Annotated in this window: 17 protein-coding genes; 13 read left to right on the forward strand and 4 right to left on the reverse strand. The window is 49.2% G+C overall.

Annotated elements, in window-relative coordinates; translation table 11 throughout:
* Positions 1-8 precede the first annotated feature (8 nt).
* From F4V51_RS00805 to F4V51_RS00835, 7 genes are all read left to right on the forward strand, one after another.
* A complete protein-coding gene (locus tag F4V51_RS00805; protein WP_095292991.1) occupies positions 9-905 on the forward strand; it encodes an ABC transporter permease in 897 nt (298 codons plus the stop codon).
* A 62-nt stretch (positions 906-967) separates the two neighbouring features.
* Positions 968-1840, forward strand: a complete 873-nt coding sequence (locus F4V51_RS00810) for a carbohydrate ABC transporter permease (protein WP_127540612.1) — start codon at positions 968-970, stop codon at positions 1838-1840.
* A 59-nt stretch (positions 1841-1899) separates the two neighbouring features.
* The gene (locus F4V51_RS00815) at positions 1900-2859 is read left to right on the forward strand and encodes a sugar phosphate isomerase/epimerase family protein (RefSeq protein ID WP_153976489.1); all 960 of its coding nucleotides are present in this window, start codon (positions 1900-1902) and stop codon (positions 2857-2859) included.
* 99 nt (positions 2860-2958) lie between these two features.
* Positions 2959-4710 (forward strand): hypothetical protein, encoded by a 1752-nt coding sequence (locus F4V51_RS00820; RefSeq protein ID WP_153976490.1) that lies wholly within the window; start codon positions 2959-2961, stop codon positions 4708-4710.
* Between the two features lie 198 nt (positions 4711-4908).
* The gene (locus F4V51_RS00825) at positions 4909-6642 is read left to right on the forward strand and encodes a tetratricopeptide repeat protein (protein WP_153976491.1); all 1734 of its coding nucleotides are present in this window, start codon (positions 4909-4911) and stop codon (positions 6640-6642) included.
* Positions 6643-6848: 206 nt separating this feature from the next.
* Positions 6849-7808 (forward strand): thioredoxin-disulfide reductase, encoded by a 960-nt coding sequence (gene trxB / locus F4V51_RS00830; RefSeq protein ID WP_095293000.1) that lies wholly within the window; start codon positions 6849-6851, stop codon positions 7806-7808.
* Between the two features lie 161 nt (positions 7809-7969).
* Positions 7970-9001 (forward strand): AI-2E family transporter, encoded by a 1032-nt coding sequence (locus F4V51_RS00835; RefSeq protein ID WP_095362072.1) that lies wholly within the window; start codon positions 7970-7972, stop codon positions 8999-9001.
* Between the two features lie 159 nt (positions 9002-9160).
* Here F4V51_RS00835 and F4V51_RS00840 read toward each other — a convergent pair whose 3' ends face one another.
* Genes F4V51_RS00840 through F4V51_RS00855 form a run of 4 tightly spaced genes read right to left on the reverse strand, consistent with a single transcriptional unit; the run spans position 9161 to position 12593 of the window.
* Positions 9161-9763 (reverse strand): response regulator transcription factor, encoded by a 603-nt coding sequence (locus tag F4V51_RS00840; RefSeq protein ID WP_153976492.1) that lies wholly within the window; start codon positions 9761-9763, stop codon positions 9161-9163.
* 2 nt (positions 9764-9765) lie between these two features.
* Positions 9766-10893: a sensor histidine kinase gene (locus F4V51_RS00845; protein ID WP_153976493.1), complete on the reverse strand. Its 1128-nt coding sequence runs from the start codon at positions 10891-10893 to the stop codon at positions 9766-9768.
* A gap of 7 nt (positions 10894-10900) precedes the next feature.
* The gene (locus tag F4V51_RS00850; protein ID WP_153976494.1) at positions 10901-11638 is read right to left on the reverse strand and encodes an ABC transporter permease; all 738 of its coding nucleotides are present in this window, start codon (positions 11636-11638) and stop codon (positions 10901-10903) included.
* A gap of 1 nt (position 11639) precedes the next feature.
* On the reverse strand, positions 11640-12593 hold the full coding sequence (locus F4V51_RS00855; protein ID WP_153976495.1) for an ABC transporter ATP-binding protein: 954 nt from the start codon (positions 12591-12593) through the stop codon (positions 11640-11642).
* A gap of 362 nt (positions 12594-12955) precedes the next feature.
* On the opposite strand from F4V51_RS00855, the gene F4V51_RS00860 reads away from it, so the two are divergent.
* The 6 genes from F4V51_RS00860 (at position 12956) to F4V51_RS00885 (ending at position 18113) form a co-directional block, all read left to right on the forward strand.
* Positions 12956-13906, forward strand: a complete 951-nt coding sequence (locus F4V51_RS00860; RefSeq protein ID WP_095362039.1) for an ROK family glucokinase — start codon at positions 12956-12958, stop codon at positions 13904-13906.
* A 51-nt stretch (positions 13907-13957) separates the two neighbouring features.
* Entirely contained in the window at positions 13958-14857 is a 900-nt protein-coding gene (rapZ, locus tag F4V51_RS00865; protein ID WP_095293011.1) for an RNase adapter RapZ, read from the forward strand.
* A 13-nt stretch (positions 14858-14870) separates the two neighbouring features.
* Entirely contained in the window at positions 14871-15857 is a 987-nt protein-coding gene (locus tag F4V51_RS00870; protein ID WP_095293013.1) for a gluconeogenesis factor YvcK family protein, read from the forward strand.
* A 6-nt stretch (positions 15858-15863) separates the two neighbouring features.
* Positions 15864-16802 (forward strand): DNA-binding protein WhiA, encoded by a 939-nt coding sequence (gene whiA, locus F4V51_RS00875; RefSeq protein WP_095293015.1) that lies wholly within the window; start codon positions 15864-15866, stop codon positions 16800-16802.
* A 135-nt stretch (positions 16803-16937) separates the two neighbouring features.
* Entirely contained in the window at positions 16938-17207 is a 270-nt protein-coding gene (locus F4V51_RS00880) for an HPr family phosphocarrier protein (RefSeq protein WP_017691248.1), read from the forward strand.
* A 150-nt stretch (positions 17208-17357) separates the two neighbouring features.
* Complete coding sequence (locus tag F4V51_RS00885; protein ID WP_153976496.1) at positions 17358-18113, forward strand: SIMPL domain-containing protein; 756 nt, start codon at positions 17358-17360, stop codon at positions 18111-18113.
* The last annotated feature ends 8 nt before the right edge of the window (positions 18114-18121 follow it).

Raw genomic sequence — 18121 nt, forward strand, 5'->3', positions numbered from 1 at the left:
AGACAGATATGACCCCCTACTTGAAGAGGTATTGGCAATTGTACGCGTTGATTTCCCTGCCCCTTATTTACTTCGTGATTTTCCGTTACGGACCGATGTACGGCGTACAGATTGCATTTAAGGATTTTAACCTGTTCCAGGGTATTGGCGGCAGCGAGTGGATTGGCTTTGATGCCTTCCGCGAGGTATTTGGGATGCGGGACTTCTACACCACGCTGCGAAATACCTTTATGCTCAATTTTCTGGATCTGATTGTATCTTTTCCTGCTCCAATTATCCTGGCAATCATGCTCTATGAAATTCGGTTTAAATGGTTCAAAAAGCTGTCGCAGACCATTCTGTATATCCCTCACTTCATTTCATGGGTGATTATCGGAGGGATCGTATACCAGCTGTTTGGCAACCAATCAGGTATGGTAAACGGTGTGCTCGAGAGTATGGGGCTGAACCCCATCCCATTTCTGACGGAAAAGAATCCGTGGCTTGTAACCTACCTTTTTACCGGTGTCTGGCAAAGTGCCGGGTGGGGAACCATCCTGTATCTGGCTGCGCTGACGGGTGTGAACAAGGAGTTGTTTGAAGCGGCTGAGATTGATGGAGCAACACGTCTCAAAAAGATCTGGCATATTACATTGCCGAGCATCAAGCCGACCATCGTAACCTTGCTTATTCTGAATCTGGGGCACATGGTCACGATTGGATTCGATCGTCCTTACATTATCGGGAACACAGCGGTGCGTGAATATTCAGATGTTCTAAGCACCTTCGTATACCGGATGGGTTTGGAATCCGGGCAGTATACACTGGCAACGGTAGTCGGACTGTTCCAGGCCGTCGTGGGTCTTATTTTCGTGCTGGGCTCCAACTACATTTCGAAAAAGGTAACTGGTGAAGGGATTTTGTAGAGGAAAAGAACGTATTGCGAGCCTGTTATTCTCTAGACCATCAGTAGAGGAGTTGTGCGCATATGAGTGACCGCACCTCAAATCGGATTTTTGATATCGTTAATATCTCCTTTGTAACCCTGTTTGTCGTGTTCTGTTTGGCTCCTTTTCTGCACACGATTGCCATATCGTTTAGCTCCAACCGAGCGATAACATCGGGAGAAGTGAGGCTGTTTCCGAAGGAGTTTAATTGGGATGCATACGTCAAGGTGTTCTCTGACCATTCCATGCTCTATTCACTTGGTTACACTGCGCTTCTGACGATTGCGACTACGGTATTATGCATGGTGTTTACTATTGCTGCAGCGTACCCGTTGACCAAGAAGAAACTGAAGGGCCGCAAGCTCTTCATGTATGTGATCATCATTACGATGTTCTTCAGTGGCGGGATCATTCCGGAATACTTGCTGATTCGTGATCTGCATTTGCTGAATTCGGTCTGGGCCTTGATACTGCCGGGCTTGGTCAGTCCGTTTAACCTGATTATCCTGATCTCCTTCTTCAATGGCATCCCGGAAAGTCTGGAGGAGTCGGCTGAGATCGATGGAAGCTCACATCTTCATACGTTGTTGAAAATCATTCTTCCGCTCTCGCTGCCAGTGATGGCCACCTTGTCTCTCTTCTATGCGGTGGGACGCTGGAACGGATTCCAGGATTCCCTGATGTACATTAACGATCCACAGCTGTATCCGCTGCAGCTTAAGCTGTTCCAAATGGTACAGAACAACATGGTGAGTGAACTGACACAGATGGAGGGTGCAAACCGCGCACCGCTTACGCCGGAAAGTCTGAAGGCTGCCACCGTTATATTTGCTACCGTTCCCATCCTGCTGGTCTATCCTTGGCTGCAGAAATATTTCGTTAGTGGTGCCATGCTTGGAGCTGTAAAAGGTTGATTGAAGCCATATCCATCATATGTGGGAAAGGTTGCAACAGAAAGGAAGAGTGAGCTTGTATGCAGCAAAATGACAAGGGTGAGTATTCGTTCTCCACATGCTGGAACATTAAGCGTCATCAGGTAGGCGAGGCCATGATCGAGGAAATTCGCCAGCTTGGCTTCCGCCGTGTTGAACTTAACTACAACGTGACGAAGGAAATGCTGACATCTATTGAGCCTATGATTGAGCGCGGGGAGATTGGTGTTTCCAGTGTGCATAACACATTTCCTCATGTGGCGGACCCGGATTACGGTACAGACTCGGTACTGCTCGGATTCCAGGACGAAACGAAGCGTCAAAAGGCCATTAAACTGCTTGTCGGTTCCGCAGAATATGCCCATCGTTACGGTGCAGAGGCTGTTGTTGTACACCCGGGAGAGGTACCTATCCCGGAGAGTGTCAGCAAGGAGCTTGCTCAGCTGTATCACGACGAGGGGAAGGATTCACCTAAGTATCGCAGCAAATGGGAGGAATTCGTTGAACGGCGGCAGGCACTGAGCACCGGTTACGTCCAACAGATTATTCGCAGCCTGGATGAAGTCTGCAATCAGGCAGCAGCCCAAGGTCTCCATGTCCAATTCGGCATCGAAACCCGCTCAAGACCCCAGCAGATTCCTACGCTGGCTGAAGCCAAGACCATTATTGAGGCTCTGCAAGGGGCTACAGTCGGCATCTGGTATGATACCGGGCATGCCATCATGATGGATCGTCTGGGGCTCTACGACAGCGTGGGTGAGATGCAAGGGCTGATGGATGATATCGTAGGCGTTCATATTCATGAGACACTCGGCCTTTCGGATCACTGGTGCCCGTATGTGCACAGTCAAGATATGCATTTCTATGATGCATACCTCCCCATGATCCGCCGGGCAAGGGTCAAGGTCTATGAACTGAAATCAGCTTGTACACCGGATGAAATTCATGAGAGTCACGAACTGCTTATGAAGAAGATGGATACGGCAAGGGAGGAACGATGATGTAGGAAACAGACCGTGCGCTGGATGAGTGCGCTGCGGCTGTTTCTTTGGCAATCCAGCCCAGCCACGCGCAAATACTCAGTTTGGAGGGAATGGCACATGTACAAGCAACTGGTGGATAGCAATGACAAGGCGGTGGAGAGAGGCTTGTCCCGGCAGGTGCTTGATCCAAATAGCCGATACTACGGTGGAACAATCGATCCCTACACCGGTATCGCCTGGGTTAATCATACGACCGGAACCCCTACGGATATGTGTTACTGGGGGGCAGCGCTTGCTAACCCCGATTCAAGCTATTATCGGAATGAAGAGCTGTTACATTGCCTTCTACTGGCAACGGAGTTTGTGCTCCGTAACCAGCATGAAGACGGCTCCATATCTCCGGGATGGACCAACTATCATTCACCGCCAGACACGGCGTTTGTCGTGGTGGGATATGCTCAGTTATACCAGCTGCTTCAACAGCAGGATTGGGAGGAGCTGCAGCCTGTGCTGGACAATATGCGGTTATTTTTGGAACGAACTGTACCTGTCATGCTTACAGGAGGTTGCCATACGCCGAACCATCGCTGGGTGTTATGCGCGGCTCTTGGTTTCCTGCATCAGCTGTTTGACCTGGAAGAGGCAGTGAAGCGTGCAGAGCAGTGGCTGGCGGAAGGAATGGATATAACTCCAGATGGGGAGTGGACAGAACGCAGCAACGGAATCTATAACGCGGTTAGCGACATGATGCTGATCCATGCGGCTCGCTTGTTGAATCGTCCTGAACTGCTTGAGCCCGTCAGACTTAATCTGAGCATGATGGTGTATCTGGTACATCCGACAGGTGAGATTGTTACGGATTACTCGGGCCGTCAGGATCTGGGCAGTATGCATGACTTGTCCCCTTATTACCTGCCATATGCAATCCTTGCGCGAATAGACCAAGATCCGCTCTTGGCCAATATGGCGAAATGGGCAGGCGATTCACTAACAGACCCTGGCGTATGTTCGGTCAATTCGCTCATTCGGTTATTGCTGGAGCCGGAGCTGCAGGAGATATATGAGGTCGAAGATGAACTGCCTAAGCAGTATGAGATCATGTTGAATGAACACTTTGCGCGCGAAGGTTATTTACAACAAATGGCGTCAGCAGGACATTATGGACATATCTCTCATAGCCGGATGCATACGGATTTTGGCGCGCCTGTTGCCCGAATAAGGGATCATGCGACAAGCATAACCATAATGACGGAAGTGCCTTCTTTCTTTGCTCTTCGTCATGGTTCGGTGCGTCTTCTGGCCGTGCAGCTGGCCTCCTACTTCAATCCCGGCTATGTGCCAATGCAGCAGATGGACCGATTGCCCGCAGGATATCGCCTGAAGGGTGAACAGAAGAAAGGCTATTATGCTCCTATTCCTGCAGATCAGCTGCCCGAGACTGTGAAAACTTCCACTAGCCCTTGGTATCTGCTGCCTCATCAGAGCCGAGAACTTACGCATGAACAGACATTCCGCATAAGTGCGGAGGTAGTACCAACGGAGAAGGGGTGGAAGCTGGATTTGTCAGGTGACGAACCCGAGGAGGTTATGACGCAGTTGTCCTTCGTATTCGGAGATGAAGGGGAGCTGTCATCTGGCGAGCTGCTTGAGACGAGTGGCGGGCATTATCTGTGGAAGGGTGGAACGCTCCGCTATTCTTGTGGAGAAGACTGGATCGAGCTAACCGGAGGCGAGATAGGCCATCTGGTAGCAACCGTACGCGAGGCGAAATTACCAGACAGGTGCAAGGTTGTGCTGGTCAACTTCATGACACCGTTCAGGAAGACGATAGACATTAGACTATCACCGACGATGGCAGCGAAGTTGTAAATGGAGAGGGATCTCCATTTTCAAAGAGAAATTCCCATGAAATTCAGATGGCATTTCACCCTTCAAGGAGGATGGAATGGCATCTTTTTTATGTGCAATTTTTGCATAAAGCTCTTGAAACTACATGTTGAGAAGACCGCCGCCAGATGTGGTATACTGGAGAGTATGAATGAAAGCAAAGAGGAGGTGCCTTGGAAGATGAAGGGCAAGCTAGTGCGGGCAGAAGGACCCCTTGCCAATATTATACCGATTCACTTGGATGCTTCTTTCTTTTTCGAGAGAGCTGTCCGCTCGCTGGACCGTAATCATGTTGACAAGGCATTAAAATATTTTCGTAAAGCTGTTGAATATGAACCGGAAAATCCGGTGAACCATTGCAATATGGCGGGTATATTATCTGAGAAGGGAGATTACGAAGCTTCCAATGCTGTTCTGGCGCATGTGCTGGAGGTGGTGGATCCGTCCATGACGGAATGCTACTTCTATATGGCCAACAATTATGCGAATATGGACCGGTTTGAGGAAGCCGAGCAGGCACTTGTTACGTATTTGGAGGAGGACCCACAGGGGCAGTTCATGACGGAAGCCGAAGAGATGATGGAGCTTCTGTATTATGAGCTGGATCGCCCGGCCAAGCTGAACCGGATCAAATCCCGTAAAGGTGTGGTTGAGCACGATCAGGCAAGAGAGCTGCTGGAAGAGGGGAAATTTGCTCAGGCAGCCGAACTTCTGGAGGGCATGTCACCCGACTACCCTGACTATTTGGCAGCCCGTAACAATCTTGCGCTTGCTTATTACTATATGGGACTGTTCCCCAAGGCGAAAGAGACGATTGCCGAAGTGCTGGAGCAGGAGCCGGGAAACCTGCATGCCTTGTGTAATCTCGCGATCTTCCACCAGAACGAGAATCGGGCAGACCAAGTGTTATTGTTGATCAAAAAGCTGCGTGTCATCGTGCCTTACCAAAAGGAGCAGGTGTATAAATTGGCTACCACCATGGGGATTCTTGGGCAGCATGACTCGGCCTATACCCATTTCCGCCGACTCTTGAAGGATGAAGAGACGGCAGCCGATCCGGCGCTTGCTCATTACGCAGCTGTGGCAGCATATAATACGGCGCGTTACGATGTTGCAGAGCGGCTATGGCGCCATGTGTCCAAGCTTGATCCGGGCTCAGAGGTTTCCCAGTTCTATCTGTCTGGCCTTGATGCCGTTCGGGAAGGGGAGCGTGAGCCGGAGAAGCTCAGCTATCACTACCATCTTCCGTTTGACGAGCAATTCAGACAATGGGAGAACTATGGTAACGGTATACCGGAAGAGATGAAAAATGACCCGCTCATCCGTTCATCGTTCTTCTGGGCGCTGCGTCATGGAGATCGTGCAACCAAGCTTCAGGTCATTCATGCCTTGGCCATGATTGGTGATTATGAAGTGCAGCAAGCCCTGCAATCCTTCGTACAAGAGCCTGATGAAGATCAGGATCTGGTTGCTGCGGCTGAATCTGTGCTCAAAGGGCTCCAAATGAAAGAGCAGAATCAGGGCAAGAACCATGATCAACAACCGGTATCCGGGATAACAGACCGTCTTCTTTCTAAGATGCAATCAAGTACAGTGCAAGCCAAGTCGGAAACGACTTCGCACTGGCAAGCCGTAGTGGAGCGTGCTCTGCAGATGACAGAAGCGAAAGCAGAGCTGCAGCAGGAGATGGAACGGATCTGGACCGATTATGTATCCAGAGTGCATCCGGATGGCCCGGGGTTCAAGCAAATTGAAGGCTGGGCTGCGGGGCTGGAATATCTCGCAGCCAAAATCCACAGTCGTCCCGTTACCTATCAGAGCATTGCGGAACGGTACGGCATATCGGCTTCCACTGTTAGCAAATACGCACGGCAGATTGTTCGGGTGTGCGGAAGCATCCCGCCAACCGTGTAGTCTACTCCGGGTTACATGTACCCTTTCTTGTTGGCCGTATAGATGAGCAACATTACGTGCTTGGAGACAGTTTGAGAAAGATCGGAATTTCATGAAGGATACAATTGCCTGCAAAACGGGTAAACTTAACGAATAGGCTTCGTTATATCACTCTAGAAGTTTTCCAGTCAACACACTCTCAACCTTATCAAGGAGGCGGTATCTATATGTCTAAATACAGAACGATTGTGATCGGAACCGGACCTGCAGGTTTGACGGCAGCGATATATCTGGCTCGTGCCAACCTGAACCCTTTGGTCATAGAAGGTTTGCAACCTGGAGGCCAGTTGACAACCACGACAGAGGTTGAAAACTTTCCAGGGTTCCCGCAGGGCATTATGGGGCCGGAATTAATGGATAACATGCGGAAGCAAGCAGAGCGTTTTGGAGCGGAATTCAAGAATGGATGGGTAGAGGAAGTTGACTTCAGCAAGCCGCCATTCAAGGTGAAGGTCGGAGGCATTGGTGAGCTTGAGGCGGAGTCGATTATTATCTCTACCGGTGCTTCTGCCCGCTATCTCGGCATTCCGGGAGAGCAGGAAAATGTGGGGCGCGGCGTAAGTACGTGCGCGACATGTGACGGATTCTTTTTCCGTGGCAAGAAAATCATTGTTGTGGGTGGCGGCGATTCCGCGATGGAGGAAGCCAGCTTCCTGACCCGTTTTGCAACAGACGTGACACTCGTTCACCGCCGGGATGAATTGCGGGCATCGAAGATCATGCAGGACCGGGCGCGCAGCAATGAGAAGGTGAAATGGGCTCTGAACCGGACACCGCTCGAAGTTGTGCCAGAGGCACTGGGTGTCAAGGGATTGAAGGTGCGCAATAACGAGACCGGTCAAGAGGAGCTGCTCGAAGCCGATGGCGTATTTGTAGCGATTGGCCACACGCCTAACACGGGCTTCCTGGGTAACCAGATTGCTCTGGATGACCACGGTTATGTTGTGGTGAAGCCAGGAACCACCGAAACGAACATTCCAGGTGTATTCGCCTGCGGTGACGTTCAGGATACGAAATATCGCCAAGCCATCACGGCTGCAGGCTCGGGCTGTATGGCGGCCATGGACTGTGAGAAGTACCTTGAAGGCAGTATTATCCACGACTGGAGCGAAACGCTGGATAAATAAGCATGACCAAGGTAGTGAGCTGCATAAACTATAAATAAGAGACAACGGGAAGTCTCATCACGTGAGAGAAGCCGGGAGGCTTCTCTTTTTTTGAAACCAAATGGACATGAGATCGTATACATAATGGGCATATTAGCTGCGAGGTGAAGATTTTGGGGGAAATGATTAAAGAGTGGTTAAAAAATGCAACAGTCAGACGCTTTTTGATTCTGCTGTTGTTTTGTTTGGTCCTGTTCAGCATGGGGAGTATGCTGCACATGATCTTGCTGCTATTTCTAGTGACGTATGTCATGAATCGGTTGCAGCAGTTTATTACGGGGAAACTAAATCGGCTATTTCCGATTAATTATAAAGTCGTCGTCATACTGCTCTATCTGATCGTCATTGCAGCTATTGTGCTGGGGATATCGAGATATTCACCGAGAATTGTCAATCAGGTCATTCAGTTAACCAATGAGATTATGACGTTCTTCGATACCGCCGAAGGGGATAATCTGGCAGCCAAAGTGGCCAGCTTCCTTCAATCATACGATATCAAGAACTATGCGAACGATGCATTGAAGTATATATTTGCTCTGAGCAAATGGCTTGAGTTTATTCTACTGGTCATCATACTCAGTCTGTTCTTCCTGCTGCAGAAGCAGGAGATCGTCAAGTTCACATCCAAGTTCAAAACGAGCAAGATCGGCTGGTTCTACAATGAAGTGGCTTATCTTGGGGACAAATTTGTATCGTCTTTTGGTAAAGTGATTGAGGCTCAGCTGATGATCGCCGTATTCAATACCGCTCTGACCATTCTGGGTCTATGGATACTCGGATTCCCGTATCTGTTTGCTCTGACGATTCTCGTATTCCTGCTGAGCCTTGTACCGGTAGCAGGCGTTATTATATCATTGGTGCCTCTGTGTCTGATCGGTTATCAAATGGGCGGAATACAGCTGAGCATTATCGTTATCGTCATGATTGTCATCATTCATGCGCTGGAAACGTATTTCCTTAATCCAAAACTGATGGCACATAAGACGAAGCTGCCGATGTTTTATACGTTTATCGTACTAATTCTGTCACAACACTTCCTGGGAATCTGGGGCCTTATTATCGGTATTCCGATCTTTGTCTTCCTGCTCGATATCCTGGATGTCAACAAAATGGAGAAGACCGAAGAACCAGTACGTGTGGAAACCAAGCTATAACGATCGGCTCAACGACTGGGATTAGTGAGGATTATACGGCTGAAAAAGTTGAAACGCCTCCCGTAGGGAGGCGTTTTTGTTTTGCGCACGGGCCAGAGGCCACGTTTTTGTATATGTAGTTCGCCCGTGGATCGCGTCACTGGATGACGCAAATCCGATTTACAACCAGCCTTTCTCCTCAGCCACACTGACCGCTTCCATCCGATTTTTTGCCCCAAGCTTGTTAAAGGCTTCGGACAGGTAATTACGTACGGTGCCGTACGAGAGATGGAGTGAGGTTGCGATATGATTGGCGTTCATGCCGGTTGCTGCCAGTTTCAGCACTTCCTTCTCCCGCTCCGTTAAGGGATTAGATTCCTTGGCAGCGCCAAAGACCAGTTCGGGGGACACTTCCCGCCCACCATTCATGACACGGCGAATAGCTTCCGCTAAACGGTCACTTGGCTCGTCTTTCAACAGATAACCTTGCACACCGGCCTGAATAGCTCGTTCCAGGAAGCCCGGCCGGGCAAAAGTTGTAAGGATGATAATACGGCAGGTCAGGCCAAGCTGCTCTATACGTTCTGCGACCTCAAGACCCGTCATGACAGGCATTTCAATATCCATTAGGCATAGGTCAGGCTTAAGAGAAGAGATCTGCTGAAGTGCTTCTTCTCCGTTACCTGCTTCACCGATGACTTCAAAGTCGTCCTCGAGATCAAGCAGTGATGCAAGTGCGCCGCGCAGCATGCGTTGGTCTTCGGCAATCATGATTCGAATCATTATTACACTCCTCCTTGGGGTTCACTGGCAATCAGCGGAAAGGAAAAGACGAGAATAGTTCCTCCTGCATCGGATGTAATCCGTAGAGAACCATCAATCAGTCCCAGGCGTTCAGACATGCCCTTCAGTCCGTTGCCTGGACGTTCGGTGGAAGGCATGCCGTGACCATTATCCCTTACCGTGATCTGAACGCCATCGTGTGTTCGTTCCAGATGGATCAGACTCTGAGAGGCACCACTATGTTTCACGACATTGGTTACGGCTTCAAGCATACAGAGACTGGCCATGTTCTGGGTCAAGTCCGGCACATCGCCATGCGGCTCCAGATCGCCTGTTATTTGAAGCTCAATGTCTGCACTCTTCAGCATCTCTTGGGCGTCGGCTAGCGCTTCAGCTATGCTGATCGCCCGCATGTCAGAGACAAGCTGCCTTACTTCACGCAGCGCTGCTCGAGAGGTGCGTTCGATCTCACGCGCTTCCTGTATGGCACGTTCGGGATTTTTGGTGATTAATTTGGTGACGAGTTCGCTCTTGAGCGTGATCAAAGAGAGTGTATGTCCCATCGTATCATGCAGATCGCGGGCGATACGCATGCGTTCTTCCCGCTTGATCAACTCCTTGATATGCTGGTTGGCCTCATCCAGCTTCGCTTCCAGCTGCTGACGATCCAGCATGGTTCTGATTCCATAGGGAGATACCAGCATAATCAGGTAAAACGGAGTAAAGAACAGGAGTTGCTCCGCAGTAAATTCCTTGATGTTAACAGCAATGGGGATGGTCTGGACGATGGCAAAAAGCAATAGAAACCGCCGGAACATCCGTTGCTCCGTATACCATCCGATAAAGTTGGCCGAGAAAAAGCCCAGAAAGAACATGTTCGGATCAATCATAAGACTTAATACCAGTACGGCAGCCATCTGCACACCAAGCCAGTAGGAGAATGCGGAGGTTCCGGACGTCTTATATAGCTGCCGGTAAGTCAGGATAAATATAATGAATACCGTGACACCGATGTACAAATCAAGCCCATGAGCTTTCCATAAATAATAAATCGGCATAGCAAGATAGATCATCCAGATGTATGGATAAATTCCGTACCGCTTAGGGAAAAGCTCAAAACGCTGAAGCATGCCAAGATTAAGCCTCCTTTTGTTTGCTGCGGATATATGTGGATATTAACATAAAAGCCGCCAAGTATGCTGCCAATAGCAGGATATCCCGTAGCTCAGGTACACCACCGGTTACAATAACCCACGCTCCATTGCCGAAACTGTAGGAAGGCAGCCAATGACCGATTTCTGCAAGCCAGCTCGGCATGACGTCCAACGGCATCCACATCCCCCCAAGTAAAGCGAGCGAAAGATATAGAGCGTTGCTGAGCCCGGTAGCGGTATCGACACGGCGGAAGGTGCCAATACACGTACCAAGGGCGAGAAAGGGCAGAGAACCAGCCAAAATCCACAGTGCGGAGCCGATCCACTCGGAGACCGAGAGGGTAACGCCATTAATCAGATAGCCTGCTACAAAAATAATGACAATGGAACACAGATGCATGGCTGTCTGACCGATCATTTTGCCGCTGAAATAAATGGAGTCCGGGAGAGGAGTGACGCGCAGATAGGTGACCCAGCCGTGTACTCTCTCCTGAACGAGCCGGATCCCCAGGGTCATAATGGATGAACCCATAACGCTAAAACAGGTCATAGACATGAGGTAGTGTGCGTTCCACTCCTTCGCATCTACTGCATCTGTGGTAAATATGCGGGTGTAGAGAACGTAGAAGATCACAGGCATCAGCAGTGACCAAAACACAAAGTAGACATTGCGGGACATGCGAAGCATTTCAACGCGAGATTGGGCAAACAGTATAGACATATCAATGTTCCTCCTTCATGGTATCGAGCAAGGTAGCGTAAGCATCGTCCAGTTGTCCGGTTTCAATACGGATTTCTCTAACAGGCAGCTGGCTTGTAATGATGACACGAATCAGAGCGTCTGTATCCTGTGTATGAAGAATACAGCGGTCTTTGCGATACTCGATCCGTTCAACCCCAGGCAGTTCTTCAATCTGTGTACGGATGTCCAGTAGTGCTGCATCGGGAGTTACAAGTCCGTTATCCATCTGGCCAACTGGCAGCGAGAAGGAAAGCGTCCGTTTGGTGATTCCGTCTTTGATACGATCAGGCGTATCGTCTGCAACGATTGAACCTCCCGCGAAAAAGATAATCCGGTCGGCTGCTTCATCGGCTTCCTGCAGGTAATGTGTCGTGAAAAGTATCGTCTTGCCGTGCTGGGCCAGCTGGCGAATCTGCTTCCAAAAATACCTTCGGGTCTCGGAGTCCAGGCCAACCGTAGGCTCATCGAAGAAAAGCACATCCGGGTCACCTGCCATGGCAAGGGCGAAGTTCAGACTACGCTTCTGACCACCTGACAGCTTCTCAGCCCTTCTATTCAGATCTTCAGGCCTTAGACCTGTCAAAGCTTCGATCTTGTCCGCATTCAGCGGGGTAGGATAGTAGCTGCGCACCATACGAATGATTTCTCGAACCGTAAGGCCGTCCATGACACTCACGTCCTGAAGCATGACACCGATGCGCTCACGGACTTGTCTATGGCCTGGCGGCATTCCCAGAACGGTCACCTCTCCTGAGGAGGGGGTGGACAGGCCAAGCATCATGTTCAAGGTGGTTGTTTTGCCTGCGCCATTTGGGCCAAGGATGGCAACGATTGAGCCGCGGTTAATCTTCAGGGAAATAGGGTTAACGGCCAGCTTGCTGCCGAACCGTTTGCTGACTTGTTCAAGCTGTATGATGGTTGAGTCGGTATTCATCTGTAATCACGTCCCTTGTCTGTTCTCTAAGATATTTCCATCTTACCGAACGAACTGTGACGGGATTAGTAAGAGTTGTCATGACTTTCAGGTGACAACTGTCATCTTTTACGCATGGAACGAGTGATCATGAAATATCATGAGTTGAGGCTTCCCTTTCTAGTAGGGAAGCATGAAAGCTTGCGTTTTGGTAGAAGAGAGGAGAGGTTGTATACGTATACATGATACGGATGTGATAGGGTTCACAATCGCGGCGAAGCGTTCTGTATCAATGGTCTTATCGTCTTGACCCAGGCGTATCCTTCAATTATAGTTGGTACGTAGGATTAAACTATTTTAGATAGATAAAGGTGGCTTGCGGCATGTCTGAGAAAATCTACGTTGGGGTCGATCTCGGCGGAACAGCAATCAAGGTCGGTATATGCAATGAACAAGGTCAGCTTATGCATACGTATGAAGGGCCGACAGAAGTGGATAAGGGCGTAGATACGGTTATCGCCAACATCGAGAAGTATGTCCGTCATATCGTGGCAGAATCGCCATATAGCTGGGAACAGCTTGAAGGTGTAGGGGCTGGGGTAGCCGGGTTCACGAATGTACGCGAGGGTATTATCGTTCTCGCTCCTAACATCGGATTTCGGAATGTAGCCATTCGTTCGATTCTGGAAGAGCGTCTGGGCAAGCCAGTCAAAATAGATAACGATGCTAACGTTGCTGCACTGGGTGAGGCTTGGGCAGGTGCTGGCAAGGGTGTGGAAAATTGCGTATGTTACACGCTCGGCACAGGTGTTGGCGGAGGCTTGATATTGAACGGCAAAATCTATCAGGGCTTTTCCGGCATGGCAGGAGAACTGGGTCATGTCAGTGTTGTGCCTGATCTGGAAGCCATTCAGTGTGGTTGTGGTAAAATGGGATGTGTGGAAACTGTATCGTCCGCAACGGGCATTATCCGTATGGCTAAGGATGCAGTAGAACGCGGCGATCATACGTCACTTGCGCTTGTGGACAAAATTGCAGCCAAGGAAGTATTCGATGCAGCCAAAGCTGGCGATGAAGTGGCTCTGCGCATCGTAAATCGTGCTGCATTCTATCTGGGTAAATCGATGGCGGCTGTTGCTGCAGTCATAAACCCGGAAATGTTCATCATCGGGGGCGGTGTATCCAAAGCCGGTAATATCCTGTTTGACGAAGTACGTGCTGTATTTGCGAAACTGACACCTGAACCGCTGCAGGAGGGTGTGCAGATCTTGGAAGCAACTCTGGGCAACGATGCGGGAATTGTTGGCGCGGCAGGACTTCTCTTGCGTTCTTAGTAACCTCGGAACCATATGATTAGGCAGCAATATGATAAGGAGGGGACATTTATGCTTGAAGGTGAAGTTTCACCAGGCACAGGCGCCACGCTCATTATCATTACGGGCATGTCCGGAGCAGGCAAAACAATTGCGGTACAGAGCCTGGAAGATCTCGGCTTTTTCTGCGTGGATAATCTGCCACCGGTGTTGATTCCGAAATTTGCGGAACTGATTGAACAATCGAACGGCAAGATCGGTAAGGTAGCCCTCGTGATTGACCTGCGGGGACGGGAATTCTTTACGGCTTTGTCCGAGTCTTTGAACTATATAAAAGATCATTTTACCATTCATTGCGAAATTTTATTCCTGGATGCTACTGATTCCGTCCTTGTACAACGCTACAAGGAGAGCAGACGCAGACATCCGCTGGCTCCTGAGGGCATGCCGCTTGACGGCATCCGTCTGGAGCGCAAGATGCTGGAGGAGCTTAAGAATTCGGCTACCCAAGTGCTGAACACAAGTACGATGAAGCCGGCGCAGCTTAAAGAGCGGATTATTTCCCGCTTTTCTCATTTGGAAAGTCATATGCTGTCGGTGAATATCACATCGTTTGGATTTAAATATGGCATTCCAATCGATGCGGATCTGGTGTTTGATGTTCGTTTCCTGCCAAATCCGCATTATATTGATCATTTGCGTCCGAATACGGGGCAGAATAGTGATGTATATGAATATGTCATGAAATGGCCTGAAACACAGTCGTTTTTGACCAAACTACTCGATATGCTGCACTTCCTGATTCCGCAATACCGGAAGGAAGGCAAAAGTCAGGTGATTATCGGGATTGGATGTACCGGCGGCAAGCATCGTTCGGTAGCCATATCCGAATATTTGGGCAAAATGTTGGGAAGCAGCGAAACTGAAGCTGTTACCGTGAGCCATCGCGACGCTGACCGTGATCGTCATTGAAGAGGGTGAAGGGATGAAAGAAGCCGGACCACGAAGAGAACGTCCGAGGATTGTTGTAATGGGCGGCGGAACCGGGTTATCCGTGATGCTGCGCGGTTTGAAAGAGAAGCCGCTGGACATCACGGCCATCGTCACGGTTGCAGATGACGGTGGTAGTTCAGGCATCCTGCGCAACGAACTGCAAATGCCGCCTCCGGGCGACATTCGTAACGTGCTTACGGCGTTGGCTGATGTTGAGCCATTGCTATCGGATATGCTAAAATATCGTTTTAATACAGGCGCGGGGCTTGCAGGCCACAGCCTGGGTAATTTGATTTTGGCTGCAATGACGGATATTTCAGGCGACTTTGTAACCGCAGTGCGGGAACTTAGCCGCGTGTTTGCCGTTCGCGGTGAGGTTTTGCCGGCAGCCGGGCAGGCGGTTGTGCTGCATGCGGAGATGGAGGATGGCTCAATTGTTACAGGCGAGTCCAAGATCCCTGAAGCAGGCGGACGCATCAAACGCGTTTTCCTTGAACCGGATCACGTGGAGCCGTTGCCAGAGGCTGTGGAGGCTATTCGACAAGCAGATGCCATCCTGATTGGGCCAGGCAGCTTGTATACGAGCATTCTGCCTAACTTGTTAGTTCCCAAACTGGCAGAGGCTGTCGTCGAGGCAGAGGCCGTGAAGATGTTTATATGCAATGTGATGACACAGCCTGGAGAGACGGATAACTATACGGTGAGTGACCACCTCAAGGCGGTTCATGAGCACGTGGGGCATCAGCTCTTTGACTATGTTATTGTTAATAATGGTGAAATTCCGCTGCAGGTGCAGAATAGGTATGCGGAAAAAGGAGCCAAACCGGTTGTTTTGGATATGGATGTACTAAAAAGTTCAGGCTATCAGGTAGTTGCGGATACACTTGTTCTGTTTAGAACCTATCTGCGTCATGATGCTGATAAGCTTAGTCACCACATTTATCAGCTGGTACAAAATTGGATGTTACGGAAGAGGTGAAGTCCCATGTCGTTTGCAGCACAGACCAAAAAAGAATTAACCATGATTGAGAGTGAACCGTGCTGCGAAAAGGCGGAACTTTCAGCCCTCATCCGTATGCTAGGTGCGGTGCAGTTATCGAATAAAAAAGTAATCTTGGATATTTCGACGGAGAATGCCGCGATCGCAAGACGGGCATACTCTCTGCTTAAAAAGCATTTTCAAGTGCATACGGAATTGCTTGTCCGCAAAAAGATGCGGCTGAAAAAGAACAATGTGTATATTGTTCGAATTCCGTCCATGGTACAGGAGATATTAAAGGATCTGTACATTGTATCGGAGGGCTTTTTGTTTACTCCAGGAATTAATCAGGAGCTGTTACGGAAAAACTGTTGTAAACGGGCTTATCTACGCGGCGCGTTTATGGCGGGTGGCTCGGTCAACAACCCTGAAGGATCCTCGTATCACCTGGAGATCGCATCCATGTATGAAGAGCACTGTCAGGCCCTCGTGGATCTGGCCAATGAATTTCATCTTAATGCCCGGTGTATAGAACGCAAAAAAGGATTCATCCTATACATTAAGGAAGGCGAGAAAATTATTGAGCTGCTCAGCATCATTGGTGCGCATCAAGCCTTGTTCAAGTTTGAGGATGTACGGATTATGCGGGATATGCGTAATTCCGTTAACCGGATCGTCAACTGTGAGACAGCTAACCTGAACAAGACGATCGGGGCTGCAGTGAGACAGATTGATAATATCAAGCTGCTGCAAAAGGAAGTCGGTTTGGAGTCTTTGCCTGAGAAGCTGCGTGAAGTCGCAGAGGTTAGACTGGCGCATCCTGACATTAACCTGAAGGAAGTTGGCGAGCTATTAAAAGGTACCGTCAGCAAATCGGGTGTCAACCATCGGCTTCGCAAGATTGACGAGTTGGCTGAGAAAGTGCGGAATGAACGTCACGGTTAACGGATTTGGACCTGGTTAAATAATCAGAATTGTGCTGGTTTTTTTTCTTCTAGTGTCCTGCGCGGGTTAATGGTATAATGTTATAAATATAATTGTGTATTTAATGTCTAGATTTCTAATAGGGGGTAAGTTTCCATGACAAAGCACCCGGTAGTTGTCCGTTTGAAAACGGGTCTCCATGCCAGACCTGCGGCACTGTTCGTTCAAGAAGCGAATAAGTACTCATCTGAAGTGTTCGTCGAGAAGGACGACAAAAAAGTTAATGCAAAAAGTATCATGGGGATCATGAGCCTTGCAATCAGTACTGGTACAGAAATCCAAATTAGTGCTGAAGGCGCGGACGCCGAACAGGCTGTAAACGCTTTAGTGAGTTTGGTGAGCAAGGAAGAACTTGAAAACCAATAAGATATGATTAACATGACATGAAGAAGTCCCGCAAGGGGCTTTTTTGCGTTATGGGCATAATCAAGTGCAACATTTTGGAAAATGTCTCCGTCTGTTAAGGTATCAAAATGCTTTGAGATTGAGATCTTAGACATAAGGAGGCTATGCGTAATGGGTAAACAATGGATGAAACCGCTTGGTGCGGTATTGGTGGCAGGAACATTGCTGGTGGGTGGTACAGCGTGGGTGGCACCGGGGAATTATGCCTATGCTGCTGAAGTACAAGGGGTACAGCAAAATGTGATTAATGTCGTGGGCAAAGGCGAGATTCAGGTAAAGCCGGATATCGCTTATCTATCGATCGGAGTGAATAGCACAGCTGAGACAGCAGCCTCCGCCCAGAAGGCAAATGCCGCAAAAATTCAAAAGGTATCCAACCTGCTGAAGAATACGTGGAAAATCAGTGCAGACGATATTCAGACCAGTCAATTCTATTTACAGCCAAACTATACGTATAGCGAAAAAGAAGGTCAGAAAGTTAAAGGTTATACCGCTCATCATACGCTGACGATTACGTACCGCGAAATGGACAAGATTGGTGAACTGCTGGATGCTGCTTCACAGGCAGGTGCCAACAATATTGAAAATGTACGTTTTACGGTAGAACATCCGGAAAACTTCGAAGCACAAGTGATCGAGAAGGCTGTAGCCAATGCAGATGTAAAAGCTGCAGCGATTGCCAAGGCCGTTAAACGTCAATTGGGTGCTGTGTTGTCTGTAACTCAAGGTGATGCCAATGTTCCTGTGCTCTATGCAACAGAAAGTTCTACGGCCAAGGACATGGCAATGTCTGCTGCGGGTACAGAAATTGAAACAGGTCAGGTAAAAGTGAGCACGATGCTTAACATTACGTATGAAATGAAATAAACCTAGAC

Source organism: Paenibacillus xylanilyticus, from assembly GCF_009664365.1.
In the GTDB taxonomy this organism is placed as follows: domain Bacteria; phylum Bacillota; class Bacilli; order Paenibacillales; family Paenibacillaceae; genus Paenibacillus; species Paenibacillus xylanilyticus_A.

Coding starts and splice junctions, on each gene's coding strand:
- F4V51_RS00805 (WP_095292991.1), top strand. CDS start 9: ATGACCCCCTACTTGAAGAGGTATTGGCAATTGTACGCGTTGATTTCC.
- F4V51_RS00810 (WP_127540612.1), top strand. CDS start 968: ATGAGTGACCGCACCTCAAATCGGATTTTTGATATCGTTAATATCTCC.
- F4V51_RS00815 (WP_153976489.1), top strand. CDS start 1,900: ATGCAGCAAAATGACAAGGGTGAGTATTCGTTCTCCACATGCTGGAAC.
- F4V51_RS00820 (WP_153976490.1), top strand. CDS start 2,959: ATGTACAAGCAACTGGTGGATAGCAATGACAAGGCGGTGGAGAGAGGC.
- F4V51_RS00825 (WP_153976491.1), top strand. CDS start 4,909: ATGAAGGGCAAGCTAGTGCGGGCAGAAGGACCCCTTGCCAATATTATA.
- trxB (WP_095293000.1), top strand. CDS start 6,849: ATGTCTAAATACAGAACGATTGTGATCGGAACCGGACCTGCAGGTTTG.
- F4V51_RS00835 (WP_095362072.1), top strand. CDS start 7,970: ATGATTAAAGAGTGGTTAAAAAATGCAACAGTCAGACGCTTTTTGATT.
- F4V51_RS00840 (WP_153976492.1), bottom strand. CDS start 9,763: ATGATTCGAATCATGATTGCCGAAGACCAACGCATGCTGCGCGGCGCA.
- F4V51_RS00845 (WP_153976493.1), bottom strand. CDS start 10,893: ATGCTTCAGCGTTTTGAGCTTTTCCCTAAGCGGTACGGAATTTATCCA.
- F4V51_RS00850 (WP_153976494.1), bottom strand. CDS start 11,638: ATGTCTATACTGTTTGCCCAATCTCGCGTTGAAATGCTTCGCATGTCC.
- F4V51_RS00855 (WP_153976495.1), bottom strand. CDS start 12,593: ATGAATACCGACTCAACCATCATACAGCTTGAACAAGTCAGCAAACGG.
- F4V51_RS00860 (WP_095362039.1), top strand. CDS start 12,956: ATGTCTGAGAAAATCTACGTTGGGGTCGATCTCGGCGGAACAGCAATC.
- rapZ (WP_095293011.1), top strand. CDS start 13,958: ATGCTTGAAGGTGAAGTTTCACCAGGCACAGGCGCCACGCTCATTATC.
- F4V51_RS00870 (WP_095293013.1), top strand. CDS start 14,871: ATGAAAGAAGCCGGACCACGAAGAGAACGTCCGAGGATTGTTGTAATG.
- whiA (WP_095293015.1), top strand. CDS start 15,864: ATGTCGTTTGCAGCACAGACCAAAAAAGAATTAACCATGATTGAGAGT.
- F4V51_RS00880 (WP_017691248.1), top strand. CDS start 16,938: ATGACAAAGCACCCGGTAGTTGTCCGTTTGAAAACGGGTCTCCATGCC.
- F4V51_RS00885 (WP_153976496.1), top strand. CDS start 17,358: ATGGGTAAACAATGGATGAAACCGCTTGGTGCGGTATTGGTGGCAGGA.